Source organism: uncultured Jatrophihabitans sp., assembly GCF_964251945.1.
Taxonomy (GTDB): Bacteria; Actinomycetota; Actinomycetes; order Mycobacteriales; family Jatrophihabitantaceae; genus Jatrophihabitans.
In genome coordinates this window covers 64177-86670 of record NZ_CAXULP010000010.1, presented here as the reverse complement: position 1 = coordinate 86670, position 22494 = coordinate 64177, and the positions used below count along the sequence as shown (strand labels likewise).

The window sequence follows — 22494 nt, the reverse complement described above, 5'->3', positions numbered from 1 at the left end:
CCTCGTCGACCAGGACGCCGCCGAGGTGATGTGCAAGGAGGCCATCGACGCGGTCATCGACCTCGAGAAGATGGGCCTGCCGTTCAACCGCACGCCCGACGGCCGCATCGACCAGCGCCGCTTCGGCGGGCACACCAGAAATCACGGCGAGGCGGCCGTGCGCCGCTCATGCTTCGCCGCCGACCGCACCGGCCACATGATCTTGCAGACGCTGTACCAGAACTGCGTCAAGCAGGGCGTCGAGTTCTACAACGAGTTCTACGTGCTCGACCTCGTCATGACCGGCGAGCGGGTGTCCGGCGCGGTCGCCTACGAGCTCGCGACCGGCGACATCCACGTCTTCTCCGCGAAGGCAGTCGTGCTCGCCACCGGCGGGTTCGGCAAGGTCTTCAAAACGACGTCGAACGCGCACACGCTCACCGGCGACGGCATGGGAATCGTGTGGCGCAAGGGCCTGCCGCTGGAGGACATGGAGTTCTTCCAGTTCCACCCGACCGGCCTCGCCGGCCTCGGCATCCTGCTGTCCGAGGCGGCCCGTGGCGAGGGCGGCATCCTGCGCAACGCGGACGGCGAGCGCTTCATGGAGCGCTACGCGCCGACCATCAAAGACCTCGCGCCGCGCGACATCGTGGCCCGTTCGATGGCCAACGAGGTGCGCGAGGGGCGCGGCGCCGGTCCGCACAAGGATTACGTGCTGCTCGACCTCACGCACCTCTCGCGCGAGCAGATCGACGCCAAGCTGCCGGACATCACCGAGTTCGCCCGCACCTACCTCGGCGTCGAGCCCTACACCGAGCCGGTGCCCGTCTACCCGACCGCGCACTACGCGATGGGCGGCGTCCCGACGAACATCCGCGCCGAGGCGCTGCGCGACAACAAAACCGTCGTGCCTGGGCTGTACGCGGCGGGCGAGGTCGCCTGCGTGTCCGTCCACGGCTCGAACCGGCTGGGGACCAACTCGCTGCTGGACATCAACGTCTTCGGCCGGCGCGCGGGCATCGCCGCCGCGGAGTATTCGGTCGGCCGCGCGCACAGCGAGCTGCCCGCCGACGCCGAGGCCGTCGTCGTCGGCATGGTCGAGCAGCTGATGACCGCCGACGGCGCCGAGCGGGTGGCCACGCTGCGCCGCGAGCTGCAGGAGACGATGGACCGCAACGCGCAGGTCTACCGCACCGAGGAGTCGCTGAAGCAGGCCGAGGAAGACGTGGTCGCGCTGAAGGCCCGGTTCGCCAACATCGCGATCACCGACAAGGGCAAGCGGTTCAACTCCGACCTGCTCGAGGCGATGGAGCTCGGCTTCCTGCTCGACCTCGCCGAGGTGATGGTGGTGGGCGCGCGGGCGCGCAACGAGTCGCGCGGCGGCCACTTTCGCGAGGACTACCCCAACCGCGACGACGTCAACTTCATGCGGCACACCATGGCCTACCGCGAGGGCGACGGCGCGATCCGGCTGGACTACAAGCCGGTCGTGCAGACCCGCTACCAGCCGATGGAGCGCAAATACTGATGACCGCTGTGCAGAACGCCGTGCGTCCGCTCACCGCCCCCGCCATCGAGATGCCCGCGGAGACCAGGCTGATCACGCTGAAGATCCGCCGGTTCAACCCCGAGGTGGACGCCGAGCCGCACTGGGAGCGCTATCAAGTGCCGGCGCTGCCCACCGACCGCGTGCTCAACCTCCTGCACTACGTGAAGTGGGAGATCGACGGGTCGCTGACGTTCCGCCGCTCGTGCGCCCACGGCGTCTGCGGGTCGGACGCGATGCGGATCAACGGCGTCAACCGCCTGGCGTGCAAGGTGCTCACCCGGGACATGCCCGACGAGATCACCATCGAGGCGATCAAGGGCCTGCCGCTCGAGAAGGACCTCGTGGTGGACATGGAGCCCTTCTTCGACGCCTACCGTGCGGTCAAGCCGTTCCTGATCACCTACGGCAACGCCCCGACGCGCGAGCACAAGCAGTCGCAGGCCGACCGTGAGCGTTTCGACGACACCACGAAGTGCATTCTCTGTGCGGCGTGCACGACGTCCTGCCCGATCTACTGGACGGACGGCACCTACTTCGGGCCGGCCGCGATCGTGAACGCGCACCGGTTCATCTTCGACAGCCGCGACCAGGGCGCCGACGAGCGGTTGGAGATCCTCAACGACCGCGAGGGCGTGTGGCGCTGCCGCACCACGTTCAACTGCACCGAGGCATGCCCGCGCGGCATCGAGATCACGAAGGCCATCGCCGAAGTGAAGCGCGCGCTCGTCTTCCGCCGCGTCTGACGGCTCAGGCGGCGACGGCCAGCGCCAAGGGATAGACGTGGGTCGCGCCGGCTGCGCGGAGCAGGCGCGCGACCACGGTGAACGTCCAGCCGGTGTCGGTCCGATCGTCCACGAGCAGCACCGGCCGGCCCGTGACGCCCTGCGCCACCGCGGCTGGCAGCCGATAGCCGTCCCACACGTCGCGCAGCCGCAAGGCGCTGTTGGTGCGCCCGCCCGACGACCGCCCGACGTGCTCGACCGCGCCCAGATCGACGAGGCGCCCAACCTCGGCGAGTCGCGCCGCCAGCGAACCGATCAGCCCGGCCCGGCGATGCGAGCCGACCCACACGACAACCTCCGGTCGCTGCTGCCAACCCCACGCGGCAAGCACCTGCACCACCGCCCGGAACAGGTCCTCGGGCATCGCCTCGCTGGGCGTCGGGCCGTCGGGCGCCGGGCCGTCGGGCGCCCCGTCGGCCAGCAGCGCCCGCACCCGCGCGCCGAGACCGAGGTCGGTGAACCGCGCGACCGCGCGTCCCTCCTCCGCCTGCTCGCTGACCGGGATGCGCCCGCGCGCGTCGACGCCGAGGTTGGGCATAGCGGTCGGCCACATCCGCCGCGCGTCGAACGGCACGCCGGGCCGCTGCAGCCGCTCGTTGGCGCCCGTCACCGCCGCGCCGGAAACGTCCGCGGACAGCGCCAACGCGCCGCAGTTGTCGCAGCGGCCGCAGTCGGCCGCGTCCGGATCGTCCAGCTGCTCGCGCAGGAAGCGCAGCCGGCAGCGCGACGTCGCGATGTACTCGCGCATAGCGTGCTGCTCGTCCCGGCGGACCTGCGCGACCCGCTCGTAGCGCTCGGCGTCGTAGTCCCACGGCTGGCCGGTCGTGATCCAGCCGCGACCGACGCGGCGGGCGGCGCCGTCGACGTCCAGCACCTTGAGCATCGCCTCGAGCCGGGAGCGGGACAGGTCGACCTGGGTCTCGAGCGCGGCCGTGCTGATCGGCGTCCCGGTCAACGCGTTCAGCGCCGTGCGCACTTGCCGCTCGGCCGGGAAACCGACGGAGGCGAAGTAGTCCCAGATGGCCTGGTCCTCGCTGCCGGGCAACAGCACGACCTGTGCGCTGTCCACGCCGCGCCCCGCGCGACCGACCTGCTGGTAGTAGGCGATCGGCGACGACGGCGCGCCGAAGTGGATCACAAAGCCGAGGTCGGGCTTGTCGAAGCCCATCCCCAGCGCCGACGTCGCGACCAGGGCCTTGACGCGGTTGCCGAGCAGGTCGTCCTCGGCGGCGAGGCGCTCAGTCTGCTCGGTCTGCCCGGAGTACGCGACAACCCGGATACCGCGCCCCCGCAGGTAATCCGCGACCTCTTGCGACGCGGCCACGGTCAGCGTGTAGATGATCCCCGACCCCGGCAGCGACTCCAGGTGCTCGGCCAACCAGGCCAGCCGGTGCGCCGTGGACGGCAGCGACAGCACGCCCAGATGCAGCGACTCGCGGTCGAGGCTGCCGCGCAGCACCAGCACGTCGTCGCCCGCGCGGCCGAGGCCGAGCACGTCGGCGACGTCGTGCACCACCCGGCTGTTCGCGGTCGCCGTGGTCGCCAGCACCGGGATGCCGTCGGGCAGCTCGGGCAGCAGCGTGCGCAGGCGGCGGAAGTCCGGCCGGAAGTCGTGGCCCCAGTCGCTGATGCAGTGCGCCTCGTCCACGACGAGCAGCCCGCAGGACGCGGCGAGGCGGGGCAGCACGGCGTCGCGGAACTCCGGGTTGTTCAGCCGCTCCGGCGAGAGCAGCAACACGTCGATCTCGCCGCGCGCCACCGCGTCGTAGGTGGCGCGCCACTCGTCGACGTTGGTCGAGTTGATGGTGACCGCCCGGATGCCGGCCCGCTGGGCCGCGGCGATCTGGTTGCGCATCAGCGCCAGCAAGGGGGACACGATCACCGTCGGGCCGGCGCCGCCGGCGCGCAGCAAGGCGGTGGCGACGAAGTACACCGCCGACTTGCCCCAACCGGTCCGCTGCACGACGAGCGCGCGCCGCCGGTCGGCGACCAGCGCCTCGATCGCGCGCCACTGGTCCGCGCGCAGCTCGGCGCGCGCGCCGGCGAGAGCGCGCAGCGTATGCGCCGCCTGCTCGCGCAGCGCCGTCCGGTCGAGGGATCGAGTCACCGGTCCTGTCTAGCAGCCGGCGCCGACGCAAACGCCGGCCGTCCACAACCCGAGCACGGCGTTCCCGGGCGGCACAGCGGCTGCCGCCTACCCTCGATCCGTGCGCAGCTCGCCCGTCCGGTCGGCCGTCCTGTCGGCGCTCGCTGCCGCCACGCTGCTCGGCGGCGCGGCGCTCCCGGCCGCGGCGAATCCGACGCCGTCGCCCACGCGACCGGCCGCGCCGCATCTCGTCCCGCCGCCAGCCCCCGCGCCGACCGACCACGGCAACTCGCCGGCCGCGCCGGACCCGCATCCGCCACGCGGCGGCATCGGGCCGCTGGGCGAGGCGGTGGGCGGCGCCCGGCTGCTGTCCCGCGGGCTGGTGCTGCCCGCGGGCGCCCCGGCCCCGCCGAAAGACCTGAGCGCGCGGGCCTGGGTCGTCGTCGACCTCGACGACGGCGCCGTGCTCGCCGCCCGCGACGCGCACGGCCGCTATCAACCGGCGAGCATCCAGAAGCTGCTGACGGCGCTCACCCTGCTGCCGATCCTGCCCGCCGGCGAGCTGGTGCGGGTCAGCCGCCAGGCCGCGAACACCGAGGGCTCGCACGCGGGGCTCGTCGGCGGCGGCCTCTACACGGTCGCCGACCTGTTCCGCGGCCTGCTGCTGGTCTCCGGCAACGACGCGGCCGAGGCGCTCGCCGACCTGGCCGGCGGACGGGCGCACACCGTCGCGCTGATGAACGCGACCGCCCGCGAGCTCGGCGCCTACGACACCCTTGTCCAAACCCCGTCCGGCCTGGACGGCTGGCGTCAGCTGACCAGCGCGTACGACATGGCGCTGATCCTGCGCGCCGCGCTCGCCCTGCCCAGTTTCGCCGCCTATGACACCACGCCCGAAGCCACCCTGCCGAGGCAGAAGTCCGTCGGCCGGGTCGCCATGTACAACCAGAACATCCAGTTCCTGACGAGCGTCAGGGGCGCGCTCGTCGCGAAGACCGGCTACACCGACGCCGCGCAGCACACGTTCGTCTGCGCTATCCGGCGCGACGGCCATCGCTACGGCGTCGTCCTGCTGCGCGCTCAGCGCTATCCGGATGACCAGTGGGTGCAGGCGACGAAGCTCGTCACGTGGGCCGCCCGGTTGCCGGCCGGGACGCCGCCGGTCGGCCAGCTGGCGCCCGCGGTGCAGACGGCAGCGCGCGTCACGGCCACGGGCGGGCTGACATCGCCAGCATCGGCGGCCGCGGCAAGCGGCTCGGCCTCGCCGCCGCCAAGCGGCAGCTCGCCGCCAAACGGCAGCTCGTCGCCAAGCAGCAGCTCGCCTTCGCCGCAGCCGAGCGGCAGCAGCGCGCCCGGCGCCACGCCGAACGGCAAGCGCGGCGTCGCGCTGATCATCTTGGTGCTGTTCGCAGTCGGGATCGTGCTACTCGCCGGGCGGCTTCGGCGCGGCACGCGCTGAGCGGGTCAGCGCCCACGTCGCCGCCGCGCCCGCCGCCGCGCCCGCGCCCAGCAGCGTCGCGCCGACCGCCGCTGGCGACACCGCCCGCGAATCGCCGTCGGCAACGCCGTCGGCTTGGTCGGCCATCGCAGCCGGCTCGAGGATCGGGACGGAGTTCGCGGCGCGATCGGCCGCGTGCGCGGTGGCGAGCCATGCGCAGGAGAACAGCATGTACCGCGCGACCAGCTGGATCCACACCAGCACCGCGACGATGCCCGCGAACGGCCCGGCGGTGGGGCTGCTCGAGGTCTTCGCGATCGTGTACGTCCCGACGATCTTCAGCACCTCGAAGCCGACGGACGCGAGCAGCGCGCCGCGCAACGCCAACGAGCGCGAGACACCGGCCTGCGGCAGCCGCACCAGCAGCCACCAGAAGATGACCATGTCGCCGCCCACCGCGAGCGCGATGCCGATCACCTTCACCAGGTAGCGCACCCCAGGCACGGAATCCAGGTGCACCGCCTGCAGGATCTGGTCGGTGACCGCCACGCCGGCCACCGTCAGGCCGAGGGAGACGAGCAGGCCGAGGCCGAGGCCGCCGAGCACCAACAGGTTGGCCAGCCGGGAGGAGACAAAGCTCTGCTTGCGCGGCGGCCGGCCCCATACGCCGTCGATCGCGCCGCGCAGGTTGCCGATCCAGCCCAGCCCGGTGAGCAGCACGCCGATCAGGCCGACGACGCCGACCCCGGAGCGGTTGGCGATCGCCGTCTTCAGCGCGGTCTCCAGGGTGTCGCCGAAGCCGCCCGGCACCTCGGAGGTCAAATGCGCGAACAGGCTCTGTTCGGCCGCCGGGTGCGCGTTCAACACGAATCCCGCGATCGCGACCGCCAGCAGCAGCAGCGGGAACAGCGCCAGGAAGCTGAAGTAGGTGATCGCCGCCGCGTACTGATTGCCGTTGTTGCGCTGCATCAGGTGCCACGCGGCCACCACATGCCGAACCCAGTGCCGCCGCTCTTTCAGCGCGGCCCATCGCGCCGACGCCGCTGACTTGGTCCTGGAGATCCGTCCCGGCGCCTCGTCGGTCACAGGTCCGTGTCTACCCGTGTCCACCCGGAGTGAACAGGCGGCGAATCGCCGAGCGGGAATTCCGAGCGCCAGTCCCAGCGGCCCCCGGGCTCGCGGTAGAACAACACGAACCGGTCGACGGTGAACCGCGCGACGAAGTCCTGCAGTCCCTCGTAGGCCTCGTCGAGCCGGTCGTCGGCAAGTTCCTGGGCGACCGTGACGTGCGGGTGATAGGGAAATTCGAGTTCGCGGGCCAGCGGACCGTCGCGGATCTCGCGCTCGAGCAGCTCGCAGTCCGACACCCCCGTCGCGACCTGCACGAACACCACCGGCGAGGTCGGCCGAAAGGTGCCGGTGCCCGCGAGATGCATGACGAACGGCTGGGTCGTCTTGGCCGCCACCGACAGGTGCTGCTCGATGTCGGGCAGCGAGCCGGCTGGCACCGGCGTGGGCGGCAGCAGCGTGACGTGCGGGAAGACCAGGCCGGCGACCGGGTCGCCCACCAGCCGACGCCACTTCGCGAGCACGCTGGCGTGTGGCTGCGGGATGGCGACGGCGACGCCCACCGTCACGTCGGAGCTCACGTCGGAGCTCACGTCGGACCTCACGTCGGACCTCATGTCGGCGGCGGCACGAGGCCGACCCGGTCGTAGGCGACGCGCACCGACTCGTCGGCCACCTCGTTCGCGCGCCGCGCTCCACGAGCGAGCAACCGGTCCAGCTCGGCCGGATCGTCGAGCAAGTCCTTCGTCCGCTTGGCGTACGGCTCGGCGAACGCGACGACCGCGTCGGCGACGGCCGCCTTCAGCGCGCCGTAACCCTGGCCGGCGAAGTCCTGATCGACCTCGGCGACCGGCCGCCCGGCGAACGCGGCGTAAATCGTCAGCAGGTTAGACACCCCAGGCTTGGCCTTCGGGTCGTAGCGGACTTCGGTCTCGGTGTCGGTGACCGCACGGCGGATCTTCTTCACCGTCACCGCCGGGTCGTCGAGCAGGTTGATGGTGCCGGCATCGCCGAGGGACTTGCTCATCTTCGCGGTCGGGTCCTGCAGGTCGAGGATCTTTGCCGTACCCGAAAGTATGTACGGCTCAGGCACGACGAACGTGTCGCCGTAGGTGGTGTTGAAGCGCTGCGCGAGATTGCGGGTCAGCTCGAGATGCTGGCGCTGGTCTTCGCCGACCGGGACGTAGTTGGCCTGGTAGACGAGGATGTCGGCCACCTGCAGGATCGGGTAGGTCAGCAGCCCCACGGTGACCCGGTCGGCGCCGGACCGCGCGGACTTGTCCTTGAACTGGGTCATCCGGCTGGCCTCGCCGAAGCCGGTGAGGCACTCCATCACCCACGACAGCCTGGTGTGCGCCGGCACGTGGCTCTGCAGGAACAGCGTGCAGCGCTCGGGGTCGAGGCCGGCGGCCAGCAACTGGGCCGCTGACACCCGGGTGCGCTCGCGCAGCTCGGCGGGCGTCGGCGGGTTCAGGGTGAGCGCGTGCAGGTCGACGACGCAGTAGAACGCGTCGTTGCCCTCTTGCAGGGTCACCCACTGCCGCACCGCGCCCAGGAAGTTGCCGAGGTGGAACGAGCCCGCCGTCGGCTGGATCCCAGAGAGCACTCGCGGTCGCTGCGCAGATGTGGGCACCACGCCGACGATTGTTCCACCCGCGCCCAGCCGGATGCGGCCGCCGGTCAGCCGTCTGGCGCGCGGTCGCCCTCCGGGGTGACGACGATCTTCACCCGGGCCGCCCGGCGCCCGTCGACCTGCACGACCGACAGCGTCGTGTCCTCGTGCACCACGACGTCGCCGACCTTCGGCAGCCGGCCCAGCTCGGCCATGACGTAGCCGCCGAGCGTCGCGTACGGGCCCTCGGGCAGCTCGACGCCGGCGACCTCTTCGACCTCGTCGAGGTTGAGCTTGCCGTCGACCTCGAACTCGCCGGCGCCCAGCCGACGCGACCCCCCCGCCACCTCGTCGTACTCGTCGCGGATGTCGCCGACGACCTCCTCGATGAGGTCCTCGAGGGTGACGATGCCGTCGGTGCCGCCGTACTCGTCGACCACGATCGCCAGGTGGTCGCCGGCGCGGCGCATCTCCGACATCGCCGAGAGCACGTGCACGCTGCCCGGCAGCGCCTTCACCGGCCGGGCGACGCTCGCCACGGTGCGGTCGCGCTCCTGCCGGTTGGCCGGCAGCAGCAGATCGCGGATGTGCACGAAGCCGAGCACGTCGTCGTGCCCCCGGCCGACGACCGGATATCGCGAGTGCGGCGACTCGGCCGCGACCTTCGCCGCCCGGCTGACCGTGATCGACCCGTCGAGGAAGGTGACGTCGGTGCGCGGCACCATCACCTCGTCGATCGCCCGCTCGCCGGCGGAAAAGACGTCGTCGATCAGCTTGCGCTCGTCGACTCCCAGCGCCTCGTGCGCGGCGACGAGCCCGCGCAGCTCGTCCTCGCTGATCGGTTCGCGGGCGGCGCCCGGGTCGCCGCCGAGCAACCGGACGATGATGTCCGTCGACTTCGACAGCAGCCAGATGACCGGGCGGAAGAACGTCGCCAGCCCGCTCAGCGGCGCGGCGAACAAGCCGGCCGCCCGCTCGGCCCGCTGCAGCGCCAGCCGCTTCGGGGCCAGCTCGCCGAGCACGAGCGTGACAAAGGAGATGATCAGCGTGACGCCGACGATGCCGGTCGCGCCGGCGAGCCCCTCGCCCCAACCGTGCGAGACGAGGAAGGTCTTGGCCTGGTCGGACAGCGTCACCGCGCCGAACGCCGAGGACAGCAGCGCGGTGGACGTGACGCCGATCTGCACGGTGGCGAGGAAGCGGTTCGGGTCAGCGGTCAGCTTCTTGAGCGCGGCGCCGTGCCGGCCGGTCTCGATGAGCGCCTTGACCTGGCTCTCCCGGAGCGAGATCAGCGCGATCTCGGCCGCGACGAAAAAGCCCTCGATGACGATCAACAGCAGGACGATGCCGATGTAGAGCAGCGTCGTACCCACAGCGCGAGTCTACGGACGCCGCGCGCCCCCCGGGCGCCATCGGCTCAGCGCAGCGCGGCGGCTCAGCGCAGCGCGTCGGCTCAGCGCAGCGCGGCGGCTCAGCGCAGCGCGTCGGCTCAGCGCAGCGCGGCGAGCACCTCGTTCAGCGTGGCACTCGGCCGCATGGCCGCGGCGGCCAAGCCCTGGTCGGGCCGGTAGTAGCCGCCGATGTCGACGGGCGAGCCCTGCACGCCGTTCAGCTCGGCGACGATGGTCTGCTCCTTCGCCGCGAGGTCCTCGGCGATCGCGCTGAACGCCTCGGCGAGCTCGGCGTCCTCCGTCTGCCCGGCCAGCTCGCGCGCCCAGTACAGCGCAAGGTAGAAGTGGCTGCCGCGGTTGTCGAGCTCGCCGGCCCGCCGCGACGGCGACTTGTTCTCTTCCAGGAACGCGCCGGTCGCGCGGTCGAGCGTCGTGCCGAGGATCTTGGCCTTCGCGTTGCCGGTCTTGTCGGCGAGCATCTCGAGTGAGACGGCGAGGGCGAGGAACTCGCCGAGGGAGTCCCATCGCAGGTGGTTCTCCTTGACGAACTGCTGCACGTGCTTCGGCGCCGAGCCGCCCGCGCCGGTCTCGAAGAGGCCGCCGCCGTTCATCAGCGGGACGATCGAGAGCATCTTCGCGCTGGTGCCGAGCTCGAGGATCGGGAACAGGTCGGTCAGGTAGTCGCGCAGGACGTTGCCGGTGACCGAGATCGTGTCCTCGCCCGCGCGTGCCCGCTCGAGGGTGAAGCGGGTCGCCGCGGCGACGTCCATGATCTCGATCTGCAGGCCGTCGGCGTCGAGCTCGGCGAGCGCCGGGCGGACCTTCTTCAACAGCTCTGCGTCGTGGGCGCGCGTCTCGTCCAGCCAGAAGACGGCCGGCGAGCCGGTGGCCCGCGCGCGGTCGACGGCGAGCTCGACCCAGTTGCGGACCGCGGCGTCCTTCGTCTGGCACATGCGCCAGATGTCGCCGGCCTCGACCTGCAGCTCGAGCAGCGTCGCGCCGGAGGAGTCGACGACCCGAACGGCGCCCGGAGCGTCGATCTCGAAGGTCTTGTCGTGCGAGCCGTACTCCTCGGCTTTCTGCGCCATCAGCCCGACGTTGGGCGTGGTGCCCATCGTCGAGGGGTCGAACGCCCCGTGCTGGCGGCAGTGCTCGACCGTCTCGGCGTACAGCGCGGCGTAGGACGAGTCCGGGATGACGAACTTGGCGTCCTGCGCCTTGCCCTGGGCGTTCCACATCTGGCCCGACGTGCGGATCGCGGCCGGCATCGAGGCGTCGATGATGACGTCGCTCGGCACGTGCAGGTTGGTGATGCCGCGGTCGGAGTCGACCATCGCGATCGGCGGTCCCGCGGCGATCGCGGCGTCGACCGCGTCCTTCGCCTCCGGGTGCGCGCTGAGCAGGCTGCCGAGGCCGTCGTTGGGGCTGACGTCGGCGTAGCCGTCGTAAATGTCGCCGACGACTGCGCGCACGGCGTGGCCGAAGATGATCGGGTCGCTGACCTTCATCATCGTGGCTTTGAGGTGGACGGAGAACAGCACGCCCTGCTGCTTGGCCTCGGCCACCTGCGCGCGCAGGAACGCGTCGAGCGCGGCGCGGCGCATGACCGCGGCGTCCAGCACCTCGCCGGCGAGCACCGCCGTCTTCTGCTTGAGCACGGTGACCTCGCCGGCCGCGCCGACGTGCTCGATGCGGACGGCGCCCGGCTCGGCGATCGTCACCGAGATCTCGGTCGAGCGGAAGTCGCCGTCCGTCATCGTCGAGACGTGGGACTTGGACGCAGTCGACCACTCGCCCATCGAGTGCGGGTGCTTCTTGGCGTAGGCCTTGACGGACGCGGGCGCGCGCCGGTCGGAGTTTCCCTCGCGCAGCACCGGGTTGACCGCCGAGCCCAGCACCTTGCCGTAGCGGGCGCGGATGTCTCGCTCCTCGTCGGTCTTCGGCTGCTCGGGGTAGTCGGGCAGTTCGTAGCCCTGCTCGCGCAGCTCGGCGACGGCGGCCTTGAGCTGCGGGACGGACGCGCTGACGTTCGGCAGCTTGATGATGTTGGCCTCCGGCGTGGTGGCCAATTCGCCGAGCTCGGCGAGCGCGTCGGCGACCTGCTGGTCGGCGGTCAGCCGGTCCGGGAACTGGGCGAGGATGCGGCCGGCGAGGGAGATGTCGCGCAGTTCGAGCTCGACGCCGGCGGGTGCGGCGAACGCCTCGACGATCGGCAGCAGCGACAGCGTGGCGAGCGCCGGCGCCTCGTCGGTGTGCGTGTAGACGATCTTCATGTCGCGTGTCCTCCGGCTGCTCGCAAACTTATCTTGACATCAAGATACCCGACGACCCGAATCGTCGCCCACCACCCCATTTCGCGAGTTGTCCTCGCTAGGACGGCCCAGAGCACGTCCTGGCGAGGACAACTCTCCCGCCCTCCACAAGTTGTCCTCGCGTCGCCGGTCGATAGCCGGACAACGCGAGGACAACTCGGGTGGGCGGCGAAGGGGCGGGGAGAACCCGACCGTGCTGCTCAGCGTCGCCGGCGATTGGGCCTACATCCTGGCGGCGTGGAAGGCGATCGGCGAGGAGGATCCGCGCCTCGGCGTGCCGACCACGTACTACGCCGCCGTCCAGCTGGTCGCGACGGCCACCGCCCTCGACGACGACACCGCGAAGGCCGAGATCCTGCGTGCGCAGTTCGCTGACACCGAGCCGGGCAGCGACGTCGTCGACCCGCTTGAGCACGGCCGCACGCTGAACGGCATCCGCGGGCTGCGGCTGGCCGTGCGCGAGGTGCGCGCCAAGTTCAAGTACGGCGGCACCGCTGACGACGCGCACCGCGCCGAGGTCGCGAGCCGCCTCGCCGACCGAGACGGACCCGGCGACCAGGCGGCGCTGCGCCACCTGGCCCGCAGTCGTCCGCGCTGACCGAGCCCTACCGGTTGCCCAGCTCGGCCAGCTGCTGGTCGACCCACTGCTCGTGCTCCTGCTCGGCGCGACGCGCCCGCTTCGGACTCCAGAAGCCGGTGAGCAGGAAGATCAGCGGGATAAACACGACCTCGCCGCCAACCGCGATCCAGAAGTAGTTGCGCCACTGCTTCGGCGACTGTTCCGCCGCCGCGGCCGCCTTGGCCAAGGTGGCGCGCTGCGCCGCCGGGATCTCGCTGAACTTGGTGAGCGCGTCCTGCGCGTTCAGCACTTTCTGCCCGCTGGTCTGCAACAGCAGCAGCTGCGGCGTCGGAATGGTCGCGAGATCGGCGATTCGGGCTTGCGCCTGAGCGGGCGAGATCTTCAGCCCGGTCACGACCTCCTGCACGGCCTTGGTGAGCGCCGAGGCGTCGGTCTTGTTGGTCAGCAGCGTCGTGATCGTGGTCGAGTCAATCGTCTTCGCCGCGGCGATCGCCGGCGCGTGCTGCGCGTTCAGCGTGGCGATGGTCGTGACGTCGCCGACCGGCACCCCGGACACCACGCTCACCGCCTTGACGCCGGCCTGCAGGTCGCCCGGAGTCTTGGCCAGGGCCGCGGCAGTCGCCGGATCCTTCGCCTGCAACGTGGACGCGGCCTTGACCGCGACGGGGTGCGCGGCCGCAATCGCCTGCGCCGTGCCGCCGTCCTCGACGAGCGTCGACACCGTGTTCACGACGTGCGGGACGATGAACACCGACGCCGCGATGACGATCCGGATCACCAGGCCCCAGACCGCCAGGCCGGTGGCCGCGAGCGCGGGGTTCCGCTTCTCGACCGTCTCGGTGAAGCTCGCCATCCAGGGCGCGTAGGCCACGCCGAGGAAGACCGCGAGCAGGCTCACCAACACCACGAACGTGCTGTAGCTCGTGTCCGGGTGTGTCGCGCGCAGCGCGAACAGCACGGTCATCAGGATCGCGCCGAGCGCCCCGAGCACCATGAACGGCTTGCGCACCCGCAGCTTGTCGGACAGGAAGCCGATGACCAGCAACGCGCCCGCGTCGAAGGCCCACGTCCAGTTGCCGAGCGCGTTCGCCTTCGACTGGCTGAAGCCGAAGATCGTCTGGAAGTACACCGGGAAGAAGCCGACCGCGACGTAGTAGATGATCAAGAAGACGCTGATCGCGAACGCCGACAGCACGATGTCCGGCTTCAGCATCTGCCGGAACGGGTGGTTGAGCGAGGCCTCGACGTCGATGCCCTTGGCCCGCGCCTCGACGAGCGCCCGGTCCCGCGCGGAGACCATCAGCTGGTCGCGCAGCCCCGGAGTCAGCTCGCGCAGGAACACGGCGGACAGTGCGGCGATCACCAACCCGGCGATGCCGGCGGCGATGTACTGGTCGTGCCAGGGCGTGGTGACGCTGGTGTTGCTGATCTGCAGGCTGACCACCAACGAGCCCAGCACCGGGCCGAGCGTCCAGAAACCCATCGCCGAGGCCCGGCCGAGCTGCGGGCTGAAGTCGCGGATCAACGCGGGCGTCGCGACGAGGATCATGCCTTCGACCAGGCCGATCGCGGCGAACACCACTGCGAAGCCCATCTTGCTGTCCGCGAGCGGGATGCCGAGCAGACACAGCAGCGCGACGACGACCAACCCGGCGGTGACGATGTTGACCCGGCCGACCCGGTCGGCGACGCCGGTGACGAACGACGCGGCCGCGCCGAGCAGGTAGCCGACGACCGAGATGTTGACGTAGAACACGAACGACATGTGCGTGTCGACGAGGATGCCGTTCTTGCCGTTCGTGCCCGCGGCGACAGCCCCGGCCAGATAGAACTGGTAATAGAGCACGATCGTGGCGATCACGACGATGGCCAGGCAGAGGAACCGCCGGCCGGAGGTCGGGTAACGATCGAGCTCGGTGCGCCGCGTCGGACGGCTTGCGCGGGCGGCGCCGGCCGGATCGGGTCGGGTCGGGCCCGCGGTCGCGGATGTTGCTGTCATGGGTTGTCCACCTCGCTGTGGCTTGGGTCACTCTATGAACGACTGTTTACAACACTGCGGATCTTCCGTCAACGCGCGCAACGCGCGTCGGTGGCCCAAGATTGGCGGCGTGAGCAGGGCGTCGTCGCAGGAGCCTGGCGTGGACCGCGCGCTGGCCGCGATCGACGAGGCCTTGGCCGACGCTCCCGAGCTCCGGCACCTCAGCGAGGCCGCCCGCCGGGTCCTCGTGACGGCCGCGGCGCTGTTCCTGCACAACGGCGCCGCCGGGACGTCGGTGCGCGACATCACCCGCGCCTGCGGGCTGTCCCCTGGCGCCCTCTACAACCACTTCGCGTCCAAGGACGACCTGCTCTTCGCGCTCGTCCAACACGGGCACGGAGCGCTGGAGCGGCGCGTCGCCGAGGCTCTGGACGCGGCGGCCGACTCCGGGCCGCGGGTGCGCACCGCCGCGTTCGTGCGCGGGTACGTGCTGGCCCACCTGCTCCGCCCGGAGCTGGCGCAGGTCGTGCGGCGCGAGTACCTGCACCTGACGCCGGAGCGTTGCCAACTAATCGTGCTGCGCCGGCGGGGGATGCGCGCGCGGCTGGCGTCGTTGTTGCGCGAGGGCGCGGCGGCCGGGGACTTCAACCTGCTCGACGGCCCGCACGCCGCGACCCGCGCCGCTGTCATGGTGCTCGACATGTGCAGCCGGACGAGCGAGTGGTACGACCCGACCCGCCGCGGCGAGCCGCCCGCGGCCGTCGCCGAGCGCTACGTCGCCGGCGCGCTGCGACTCGTCGGCGCGAGCTGAGCCGGCCCGAGCGCTCTGGACGGCCCCGCAGCGGTAAGGCGCCGAACCGGTCAGCCGTGCAGGCGGATGTCGACGGCCAGCAATAGGGCGCCGGCGAGGAAGTAGCACGCGCTGTCGACGACCCGGCCGCGGACCGCCAGCCAGCCGACCCAACTGGTCGGCGTCGCCGCGCGCAGCACCGCGGCGAGCAGCACGGCCACCGCGATGATGCCGCTCGCGCGACCCCACCGCGTAGGGACCGCCACGAGGTAACCGAAGCCGACGGCGAGCACGACCAGCACGGCTGCGAACGCCGCCTGCTCGCGCAGCCAGTTCATCGTCGGACTCGACACGTCAGCGTCGCGCGCGGGCCGACTGCGCACCGCCCGACCGCGCGGCGGCCGACCGCTCAGCCGCCTCGACCACGTTGCGCAGCAACATCGCGCGGGTCATCGGCCCGACGCCGCCGGGGTTCGGGCTCAGGAAGCCCGCGACCTCGGCGACCTCAGGCGCGACGTCCCCGGCGACCTTGCCGTCGACGCGGCTCACCCCCGCGTCCAGCACGGCCGCGCCGGGCTTGACCATGTCCGCGGTGATCAGCGACGGCGAGCCGGCCGCCGCCACCACGATGTCGGCCTGCCGGACGTGGGTCGCCAGGTCCCGCGTGCCGGTATGGCAGACGGTCACGGTCGCGTTCTCGCTGCGCCGGGTGAGCATCAGCGCGAGCGGCCGCCCGACCGTGATGCCGCGGCCCACGACGACGACGCGCGCGCCGGCGATCGGCACGTCGTAGCGGCGCAGCAGCTCGATGATCCCGGTCGGCGTGCAGGGCAGCGGCGCCGGCTTGCCGAGGACCAGCCAGCCGAGGTTGGTCGGGTGCAGGCCGTCGACGTCCTTGTCGGGGTCGACGGCGGACAGGATCTCCCACTCCGCGTCGCTGCCCAGGCCGGTCGGCTGTTGCACCAGGAAGGCGGTGCAGGCCGGGTCGGCGTTGAGTTCCGCGACGATCGCCTCGACCTCGGCCTGACTCGTGGTGGCGGGCAGATCGTGCCGGATGCTGGTGACGCCGATTGCCGCGCAGTCCTTGTGCTTGGCGTTGACGTACCACTTGCTGCCCGGGTCGTCGCCGACCAGCACCGTCCCGAGGCCGGGCACCACGCCCTGCTCGGCAAGCGCCGCCACCCGTCCGGCCAGCTCCGCCTTGATGGTGTCGAGCGTCGCTTTGCCGTCCAGGATCGTCGCCGTCACGCTGGCATCCTGCCAGCCGCCGCTGTACCCGCCGGGCCGGGTCAGTCAGTGGGCGAAGTGCCGCGTGCCGGTGAAGTACAGCGACGCGTTGGCCTCCTTGGCCGCGGCGATCGTGTCCTCGTCGCGGATGGACCCGCCCGGCTCGACGATCGCGCGCACCCCGGCGTCCAACAGCACCTGCGCGCCGTCGGCGAACGGGAAGAACGCGTCGGACGCCGCGACCGAGCCGGCCGCCCGTTCGCCCGCGCGGGACACCGCGAGCCGGCAGGAGTCGACGCGGTTGACCTGGCCCATGCCGACCCCGACCGTCGCGCCGTCGCGAGCGAGCAGGATCGCGTTGGACTTCACCGCGCGCACCGCCCGCCAGGCGAACGCGAGATCGGCGAGGGTCGCGTCGTCGGCGGCCTGGCCCGCCTGCAGCGTCCAGGCGCCCGGGTCGTCGCCAGGCGCGTCGATGACGTCGGCCGTCTGCAGCAGCAGGCCGCCGGCGATCGGCTTGCGCTCGACCCCCGGGTGGTCCGGACGGGGCTTGGCAAGCAGCAGGCGGGTGTTCTTGCGCTTGCTGAGCCGCTCCAGGGCGTCCGGCTCGTACGCCGGCGCGACGATCACCTCGGTCAGCACCTTGGCGATCTGGTCGGCCAGCTCGTTGGTGATCGGGCCGTTCGCGGCGATCACACCGCCGTAGGCGCTCGTCGGGTCGCAGGCGTGCGCCTTGCGGTGGGCCTCGGCGATCGTCGCGCCGACGGCGATGCCGCACGGGTTGGCGTGTTTGATGATCGCGACGCAGGGCTCGGCGAAGTCGTAGGCGGCGCGCCAGGCGGCGTCGGCGTCGACGTAGTTGTTGAAGCTCATCTCCTTGCCGGACAGCAGCTCCGCGTTGGCGACGCCGCCGCCGTCATCAGGGATCACGTACAGCGCGGCCCGCTGGTGCGGATTCTCGCCGTAGCGCAGCACCGCGGCGCGTTCGTACGTCGCGCCCACCCAGCCGGGGAAGCCGGTGGCCGCGTCGTCGACCACGTCGTCCGGCGCGACGACGTTGCCGAGCCAGGACGCCACGCCGAGGTCGTACGTCGCGGTGTGCCGGAATGCCTCGAGCGCGAGCCGCTGGCGAGCGCGCAGATCGAAGCCGCCGGCCCGGACCGCGGACAATACCTCGGGGTATCGGGCCGGATCGGTGACCACGGCGATCGAACCGTGGTTCTTCGCGCTGGCCCGCACCATCGCCGGGCCGCCGATGTCGATCTGCTCGATGACCTCCGGCTGCGCCGCGCCGCTCGCGACGGTGTTCGCGAACGGGTACAGATTCGCCACCAGCAACTGGAACGGCGCGATGCCGAGCTCGCCGATCGTCCGGACGTGCTCGGGGTCGTTCTGATCGGCGAGCAGCCCGGCGTGCACGTGCGGGTGCAGGGTCTTGACCCGGCCGCCGAGGATCTCGGGGAAACCGGTGACCTCGTCGACCGGCGTCACCGGCACGCCCAGCTCGCGGATGCGTGCGGCGGTCGAGCCGGTGGAGACGATCTCGACGCCGGCGTCGTGCAGGCCGCGGGCGAGGTCCTCGAGCCCGGCCTTGTCATAGACGCTGATCAGCGCGCGGCGGACGGCGATGGTGCTCATTGTTCAGTGCTCATTCGTCGTCTCCGAGGGTTCGGCACAGCTGGGTCAAGGTCCGGACATAGAGCGGCTTCTCCGCCGCCTGGATGCGCGCCCGCAGGGTTTGCTCGTCGTCGTCGGGGTGCACCGGCACGGTCGCCTGGGCGATCACCGGCCCGGTGTCCACGCCCTCGTCCACCCAGTGGACGGTGACCCCGGTCGCGTCCACGCCGGCCGCGAGCGCATCGCGCACAGCGTGCGCGCCGGGGAAGGCAGGCAGCAGCGCCGGATGCGTGTTGACGATGCGGAAGCGGGAGACGACGGCCGGCCCGAGCACCCGCATGAAGCCGGCCAGCACGACGAGGTCGGGCTCGTGTTTGGCGAGCTGCTCGGCCAGCTCGTCGTTCCAGGCGCCGCGGTCGGCGAAGTCGCGCAGCGCGACGGCGAAAACCGGCACGTCGCGTGCCTGCGCGCGGGCCAACGCCGGGCAGTCCGGAATGTCCGTGCCGGCCGCGGCAACGAGCGGACCGAGCGCAGGATCGTCGAGGATGGCCTGCAGGGTCGTGCCGCCGCCAGAGGCCAGGATTACCAGCCGCAGCGCGCGCACGCGGCAACCCTACCGAGCGGCGGCGGCCGGCTCCGGTTCCCTCGGTCAGGCGGAGCGCTTGCCCGGCGTCGGCAATTCGGTCGCGACGTCGTCCTCGACGGCGCTGTCGTCCGCGACCTCACGGTCGTGCTCGGCGGCTGGGTCATCGTCGTCGGCTGGGTCATCGTCGGCTGGGTCGTCGTCGGCCGCTGGGTCATCGTCGTCGGCTGGGTCATCGTCGTCGGCGCGTCGCTCGGCGAGCGTCGCTGCCGCCGCCGCGAGCGCCGTGCGCAGCACCGCGGCCGGGCCGGTCGTCGCCTCGACTGCGGCGGGGCGGCGACGGGCTCGAAGCAACTGGCACAGCGCAGCGATCGCGAGGCAGCACGTGCCGCCGACGCCGCACAGCGCCCCGAGCGCCAGACCGAGCTGCCACGGCGACGGGCCGAAAGCGGCGAGCCGGCCGGCGCCGATGCCCCCGCCGGCCTGCCAGCCCAACACGACGCCGGCGCCGGCCGCCACCGCGGCCGCGATGCCGGTGAGGCGCAGGCGCGCCAGCGCTCCCGCGCGCGCCACGGCGACGACCCGCGCGACGCAGCCGCCGGCGAACAGGAAGGCGATCGACGCGAGCAGCCAGACGCCCCAGGCGGCACCCGCCCCGTCGGGCGCGGCGCCAAGCAGCGGGAAGGCAGGCAGCACGCCGTGCGCGGCGCCGAGCAACCAGACGTGGTTGCCCGCGCCGAGGCCGAAGCCCGGGCCGGCGAGGTAGGCGGCGCCGGCGATCGTCGCGTTGGGCGCGGCGAGCACGCCGAGCAGCAGGATCGGCAGGCCGGACCAGCCGCCGCCGACCTGCGCAGACAACGTCTCGACCCGGTCGCGGTGGGCAACCAACGAACCCGCGACCAGCACCGCTCCAGCGGCGAGGTAGCCGAGCACGCCGACCGCTGCCGCCCGGCTCGCGGGGGCCGCCCAGGCTGGCAACGCGTCCGCGAGGTCGTCGCCGAGGACGGACCACCGCACGAACGCCACGGTGCCGGTGACGCCGAACAGCAGCAGCGACGCGAGCACGGCGCGCGGGACCGACACCGAGCTCGTGCCGAGGCCGCCGAACGCCGCGGCGATTCCGCAGACGACCGCGAAGGCGGCGGCCTGCGCGGCGCCCGCGCGCAGCAGCACGCCGGGCCGGCATTCGTCGAGTTCGTCTGCGACATTGGCAAGACCTGCGCCGGCGCGCCACGCGACCAGCCCGATCAGCAAGGTCATCCCGAGCGGGACGAACGCGGCCGACAACCCGTCGACGGTGACGCCCCCGTGCAGGCCGGCCAGAAAGGCGAGCACGCCGGCGCGCACTGCCGAGGTCGCGTTGCCCGACGGCCCGGACGCGGGCAACCAGCAGACGGCGACCACGGCGATCGCCACGACACCGCACACGATTGCGGCGACGCCGCCGGTCCACGCGGCCGCGCGCCACAACGACCGGCCGGCCGCCGGCGGGACGACGCTGCGCCGACCGACCGCGTCGGCGACGGGAGCGGAGGCAGTCGACATCCGTCCAGGCTGGCCCAGCCCGATCCCGAACCGCGGCAGACGCGCCGCGCGACGCTCGTGCCGGGCGTCGTCGCTGAGCTGTCATGCCCCAGAAGCGCTATGGCGTGCATAGACCAGGACAGCGCGATGCCGGGGCGCGAACGCGCCCCGGCATCGACAGAGAAACTGCTGCTGTTACTGCCCGGCAGGCGGGCCGTAACCGGGCGGAGGTGGCGGCGGCGGCTGCTGGCCGTACCCAGGCGCAGGCGGCGGGGTGCCGTAGCCAGGCGGAGGCGGCGGCTGGGTGCCGTAACCCGGTGCCGGCGGCTGAGCGCCGGAACCCGGACCCGGACGCGTCTGCTGACCGGTGCTTCCGCCCTGTGGTCCGTAACCCCCGATGTTCGGGATGCTGTTCAGCGCGCCGGGCAGCTTGCCGCCGGTCGCCTGCAGCCGCATCAGCGACAGCACCAGTCCCGCGATGATCAGCACAAAACTTGCCCAGTAGCCGAATCCGTGGCCGTAATAGTTGTCCGGAACGTCCGTGGGATTGATGAACAGCGTGATCAGCGAGCACAGGAAGGCGACAGCGAACAGGCCCAGACCGAGAAGGCGGGCCGCGATCGGCAACTTGACCTGCGGAGCGAAGAGTTCGATCGCTACGACAACTGCCGCCGCAAGGGCGAGCAGAGCCGCGAACCAACCGAAGAAACCGTCACCGAAGGCGCTCTCGCTCCCAGAGGCGAAGCCGACGTCGACTGTGTAGTAGTCGAACAGCGAGAAGATGAACGCGAGCACGCCGGTGCCGACGATGCCCCAGTCAAGCGGGTTCACCGATTTCGGGTCGAAGCTGCCGCCCGGTCCCGAACTCGGCGTCGGGTAGTTCGATCCCGACGGCGGCGGACCCCACTGACCGGAAGGCGGCGGTGGCGGCGCGTCGCCGGGCGGAGGCTGGTAGGTCATGGTCGGTGCTCCTTGATGACGGGTGCCTGACAGAACTCTGAGTCAAGCTAGCGTGTGTGCGTCGCTAAGTGAATCAACACGGGCGGATTTGTCCGTGGCCGGTGCGCAAATCAGTTGCCGGCAGACCGCTGTCCTGAGCTCAGCCGAGCAGTTCCCGCATCAGCTGCGCAGTCTCGCTCGGCGTCTTGCCGACCTTCACGCCGGCCGCTTCCAGCGCGACCTTCTTGGCCTCGGCAGTGCCGGACGAGCCGGACACGATGGCGCCGGCGTGTCCCATCGTCTTGCCCTCGGGCGCGGTGAACCCGGCCACGTAGCCGACGACCGGCTTGCTGACGTTGGCCTGGATGAAGGCGGCCGCGCGCTCCTCGGCGTCGCCGCCGATCTCGCCGATCATCACGATCGCGTCCGTCTCCGGGTCGTCCTGGAACGCCGCGAGGCAGTCGATGTGGGTGGTGCCGATGATCGGGTCGCCGCCGATCCCGACGCAGGTCGAGAAGCCGAAGTCGCGCAGCTCGAACATCATCTGGTAGGTCAGCGTGCCGGACTTGGACACCAGCCCGATTCGGCCGGCCTTGGTGATGTCGGCCGGGATGATGCCGGCGTTGGACTTGCCGGGGCTGATCACGCCGGGACAGTTGGGGCCGACGATCCGGGTGGTTTTCCCAGCGGCATAAGCCCAGAACTCGGCGGTGTCGTGCACCGGCACCCCCTCGGTGATGACGACCGCGAGCGGGATTGCCGCGTCGATGGCCTCGATCACCGAGTCCTTCGTGAAGGCCGGCGGCACGAAGCCGACCGCCACATTCGCGCCGGTCTCGCCGACCGCCTCGGCGACGCTGCGGAACACCGGCAGCATCGTGCCGTCGACGTCGACGCTCGTGCCGGCCTTGCGGGCGTTGACCCCGCCGACGACGGCCGCGCCCGAGGCGAGCATGCGGCGGGTGTGCTTCATGCCCTCTGAACCCGTCATGCCCTGCACGATGATCTTGCTGTTTTCGTCGAGGAAGATCGCCATCGT

At 71.7% G+C, this 22494-nt stretch carries 19 protein-coding genes; 5 read left to right on the top strand and 14 right to left on the bottom strand.

All coding sequences use genetic code 11. From position 1 onward, the window contains the following. On the top strand, positions 1-1507 hold a 1507-nt coding region (sdhA, locus tag ACFFBG_RS16600; RefSeq protein ID WP_375480663.1), incomplete at its 5' end, for a succinate dehydrogenase flavoprotein subunit. Positions 1508-1557: 50 nt separating this feature from the next. Further along, positions 1558-2271, top strand: a complete 714-nt coding sequence (locus tag ACFFBG_RS16595) for a succinate dehydrogenase iron-sulfur subunit (RefSeq protein WP_375480668.1) — start codon at positions 1558-1560, stop codon at positions 2269-2271. Positions 2272-2275: 4 nt separating this feature from the next. On the opposite strand, the gene ACFFBG_RS16590 is transcribed toward ACFFBG_RS16595, so the two are convergent. Continuing rightward, positions 2276-4417, bottom strand: a complete 2142-nt coding sequence (locus ACFFBG_RS16590; protein ID WP_375480662.1) for a RecQ family ATP-dependent DNA helicase — start codon at positions 4415-4417, stop codon at positions 2276-2278. Between the two features lie 100 nt (positions 4418-4517). Between ACFFBG_RS16590 and ACFFBG_RS16585 the strand changes: the two genes are divergently transcribed. Beyond that, positions 4518-5855, top strand: a complete 1338-nt coding sequence (locus ACFFBG_RS16585; protein WP_375480661.1) for a serine hydrolase — start codon at positions 4518-4520, stop codon at positions 5853-5855. Here ACFFBG_RS16585 and ACFFBG_RS16580 read toward each other — a convergent pair. From ACFFBG_RS16580 to ACFFBG_RS16560, 5 genes are all read right to left on the bottom strand, one after another. Further along, complete coding sequence (locus ACFFBG_RS16580; RefSeq protein ID WP_375480660.1) at positions 5820-6920, bottom strand: YhjD/YihY/BrkB family envelope integrity protein; 1101 nt, start codon at positions 6918-6920, stop codon at positions 5820-5822. The genes ACFFBG_RS16585 and ACFFBG_RS16580 overlap by 36 nt on opposite strands. Continuing rightward, positions 6917-7495, bottom strand: coding sequence for a 2'-5' RNA ligase family protein (locus ACFFBG_RS16575; RefSeq protein ID WP_375480659.1), 579 nt, complete (start codon positions 7493-7495; stop codon positions 6917-6919). The genes ACFFBG_RS16580 and ACFFBG_RS16575 overlap by 4 nt, the downstream gene beginning before the upstream one ends. Positions 7496-7515: 20 nt before the next feature. Continuing rightward, entirely contained in the window at positions 7516-8535 is a 1020-nt protein-coding gene (trpS, locus tag ACFFBG_RS16570) for a tryptophan--tRNA ligase (RefSeq protein WP_375480667.1), read from the bottom strand. A gap of 47 nt (positions 8536-8582) precedes the next feature. Beyond that, positions 8583-9887 (bottom strand): hemolysin family protein, encoded by a 1305-nt coding sequence (locus tag ACFFBG_RS16565; RefSeq protein WP_375480658.1) that lies wholly within the window; start codon positions 9885-9887, stop codon positions 8583-8585. Between the two features lie 116 nt (positions 9888-10003). Further along, positions 10004-12178 (bottom strand): NADP-dependent isocitrate dehydrogenase, encoded by a 2175-nt coding sequence (locus ACFFBG_RS16560; protein WP_375480657.1) that lies wholly within the window; start codon positions 12176-12178, stop codon positions 10004-10006. Between the two features lie 232 nt (positions 12179-12410). Between ACFFBG_RS16560 and ACFFBG_RS16555 the strand changes: the two genes are divergently transcribed. Beyond that, complete coding sequence (locus ACFFBG_RS16555) at positions 12411-12815, top strand: FMN-binding negative transcriptional regulator (protein ID WP_375480656.1); 405 nt, start codon at positions 12411-12413, stop codon at positions 12813-12815. A 7-nt stretch (positions 12816-12822) separates the two neighbouring features. On the opposite strand, the gene ACFFBG_RS16550 is transcribed toward ACFFBG_RS16555, so the two are convergent. Further along, positions 12823-14796, bottom strand: coding sequence for an MFS transporter (locus tag ACFFBG_RS16550; RefSeq protein WP_375480655.1), 1974 nt, complete (start codon positions 14794-14796; stop codon positions 12823-12825). Positions 14797-14905: 109 nt separating this feature from the next. On the opposite strand from ACFFBG_RS16550, the gene ACFFBG_RS16545 reads away from it, so the two are divergent. Next, entirely contained in the window at positions 14906-15586 is a 681-nt protein-coding gene (locus ACFFBG_RS16545; protein WP_375480654.1) for a TetR/AcrR family transcriptional regulator, read from the top strand. A gap of 50 nt (positions 15587-15636) precedes the next feature. Here the strand turns inward: ACFFBG_RS16545 and ACFFBG_RS16540 are convergent, their stop codons facing one another. From ACFFBG_RS16540 to sucD, 7 genes are all read right to left on the bottom strand, one after another. After that, a complete protein-coding gene (locus ACFFBG_RS16540) occupies positions 15637-15918 on the bottom strand; it encodes a DUF3017 domain-containing protein (protein WP_375480653.1) in 282 nt (93 codons plus the stop codon). A gap of 1 nt (position 15919) precedes the next feature. After that, positions 15920-16813 carry a bifunctional methylenetetrahydrofolate dehydrogenase/methenyltetrahydrofolate cyclohydrolase gene (locus ACFFBG_RS16535; protein ID WP_375480652.1) on the bottom strand — a complete coding sequence of 298 codons (894 nt, stop codon included), beginning with the start codon at positions 16811-16813 and terminating at the stop codon, positions 15920-15922. 45 nt (positions 16814-16858) lie between these two features. After that, entirely contained in the window at positions 16859-18430 is a 1572-nt protein-coding gene (purH, locus tag ACFFBG_RS16530; RefSeq protein ID WP_375480651.1) for a bifunctional phosphoribosylaminoimidazolecarboxamide formyltransferase/IMP cyclohydrolase, read from the bottom strand. A 10-nt stretch (positions 18431-18440) separates the two neighbouring features. After that, positions 18441-19013, bottom strand: a complete 573-nt coding sequence (gene purN / locus ACFFBG_RS16525) for a phosphoribosylglycinamide formyltransferase (RefSeq protein WP_375480650.1) — start codon at positions 19011-19013, stop codon at positions 18441-18443. A gap of 45 nt (positions 19014-19058) precedes the next feature. Then, positions 19059-20537: a DUF6350 family protein gene (locus ACFFBG_RS16520; protein WP_375480649.1), complete on the bottom strand. Its 1479-nt coding sequence runs from the start codon at positions 20535-20537 to the stop codon at positions 19059-19061. A gap of 174 nt (positions 20538-20711) precedes the next feature. Continuing rightward, positions 20712-21476, bottom strand: a complete 765-nt coding sequence (locus tag ACFFBG_RS16515; protein WP_375480648.1) for a hypothetical protein — start codon at positions 21474-21476, stop codon at positions 20712-20714. A gap of 139 nt (positions 21477-21615) precedes the next feature. Further along, positions 21616-22491, bottom strand: a complete 876-nt coding sequence (sucD, locus tag ACFFBG_RS16510; RefSeq protein WP_375480647.1) for a succinate--CoA ligase subunit alpha — start codon at positions 22489-22491, stop codon at positions 21616-21618. Positions 22492-22494: the final 3 nt, after the last annotated feature.

Coding starts and splice junctions, on each gene's coding strand:
- ACFFBG_RS16595 (WP_375480668.1), top strand. CDS start 1,558: ATGCCCGCGGAGACCAGGCTGATCACGCTGAAGATCCGCCGGTTCAAC.
- ACFFBG_RS16560 (WP_375480657.1), bottom strand. CDS start 12,178: ATGAAGATCGTCTACACGCACACCGACGAGGCGCCGGCGCTCGCCACG.
- ACFFBG_RS16550 (WP_375480655.1), bottom strand. CDS start 14,796: ATGACAGCAACATCCGCGACCGCGGGCCCGACCCGACCCGATCCGGCC.
- purH (WP_375480651.1), bottom strand. CDS start 18,430: ATGAGCACCATCGCCGTCCGCCGCGCGCTGATCAGCGTCTATGACAAG.
- ACFFBG_RS16520 (WP_375480649.1), bottom strand. CDS start 20,537: ATGTCGACTGCCTCCGCTCCCGTCGCCGACGCGGTCGGTCGGCGCAGC.
- ACFFBG_RS16515 (WP_375480648.1), bottom strand. CDS start 21,476: ATGACCTACCAGCCTCCGCCCGGCGACGCGCCGCCACCGCCGCCTTCC.
- sucD (WP_375480647.1), bottom strand. CDS start 22,491: ATGGCGATCTTCCTCGACGAAAACAGCAAGATCATCGTGCAGGGCATG.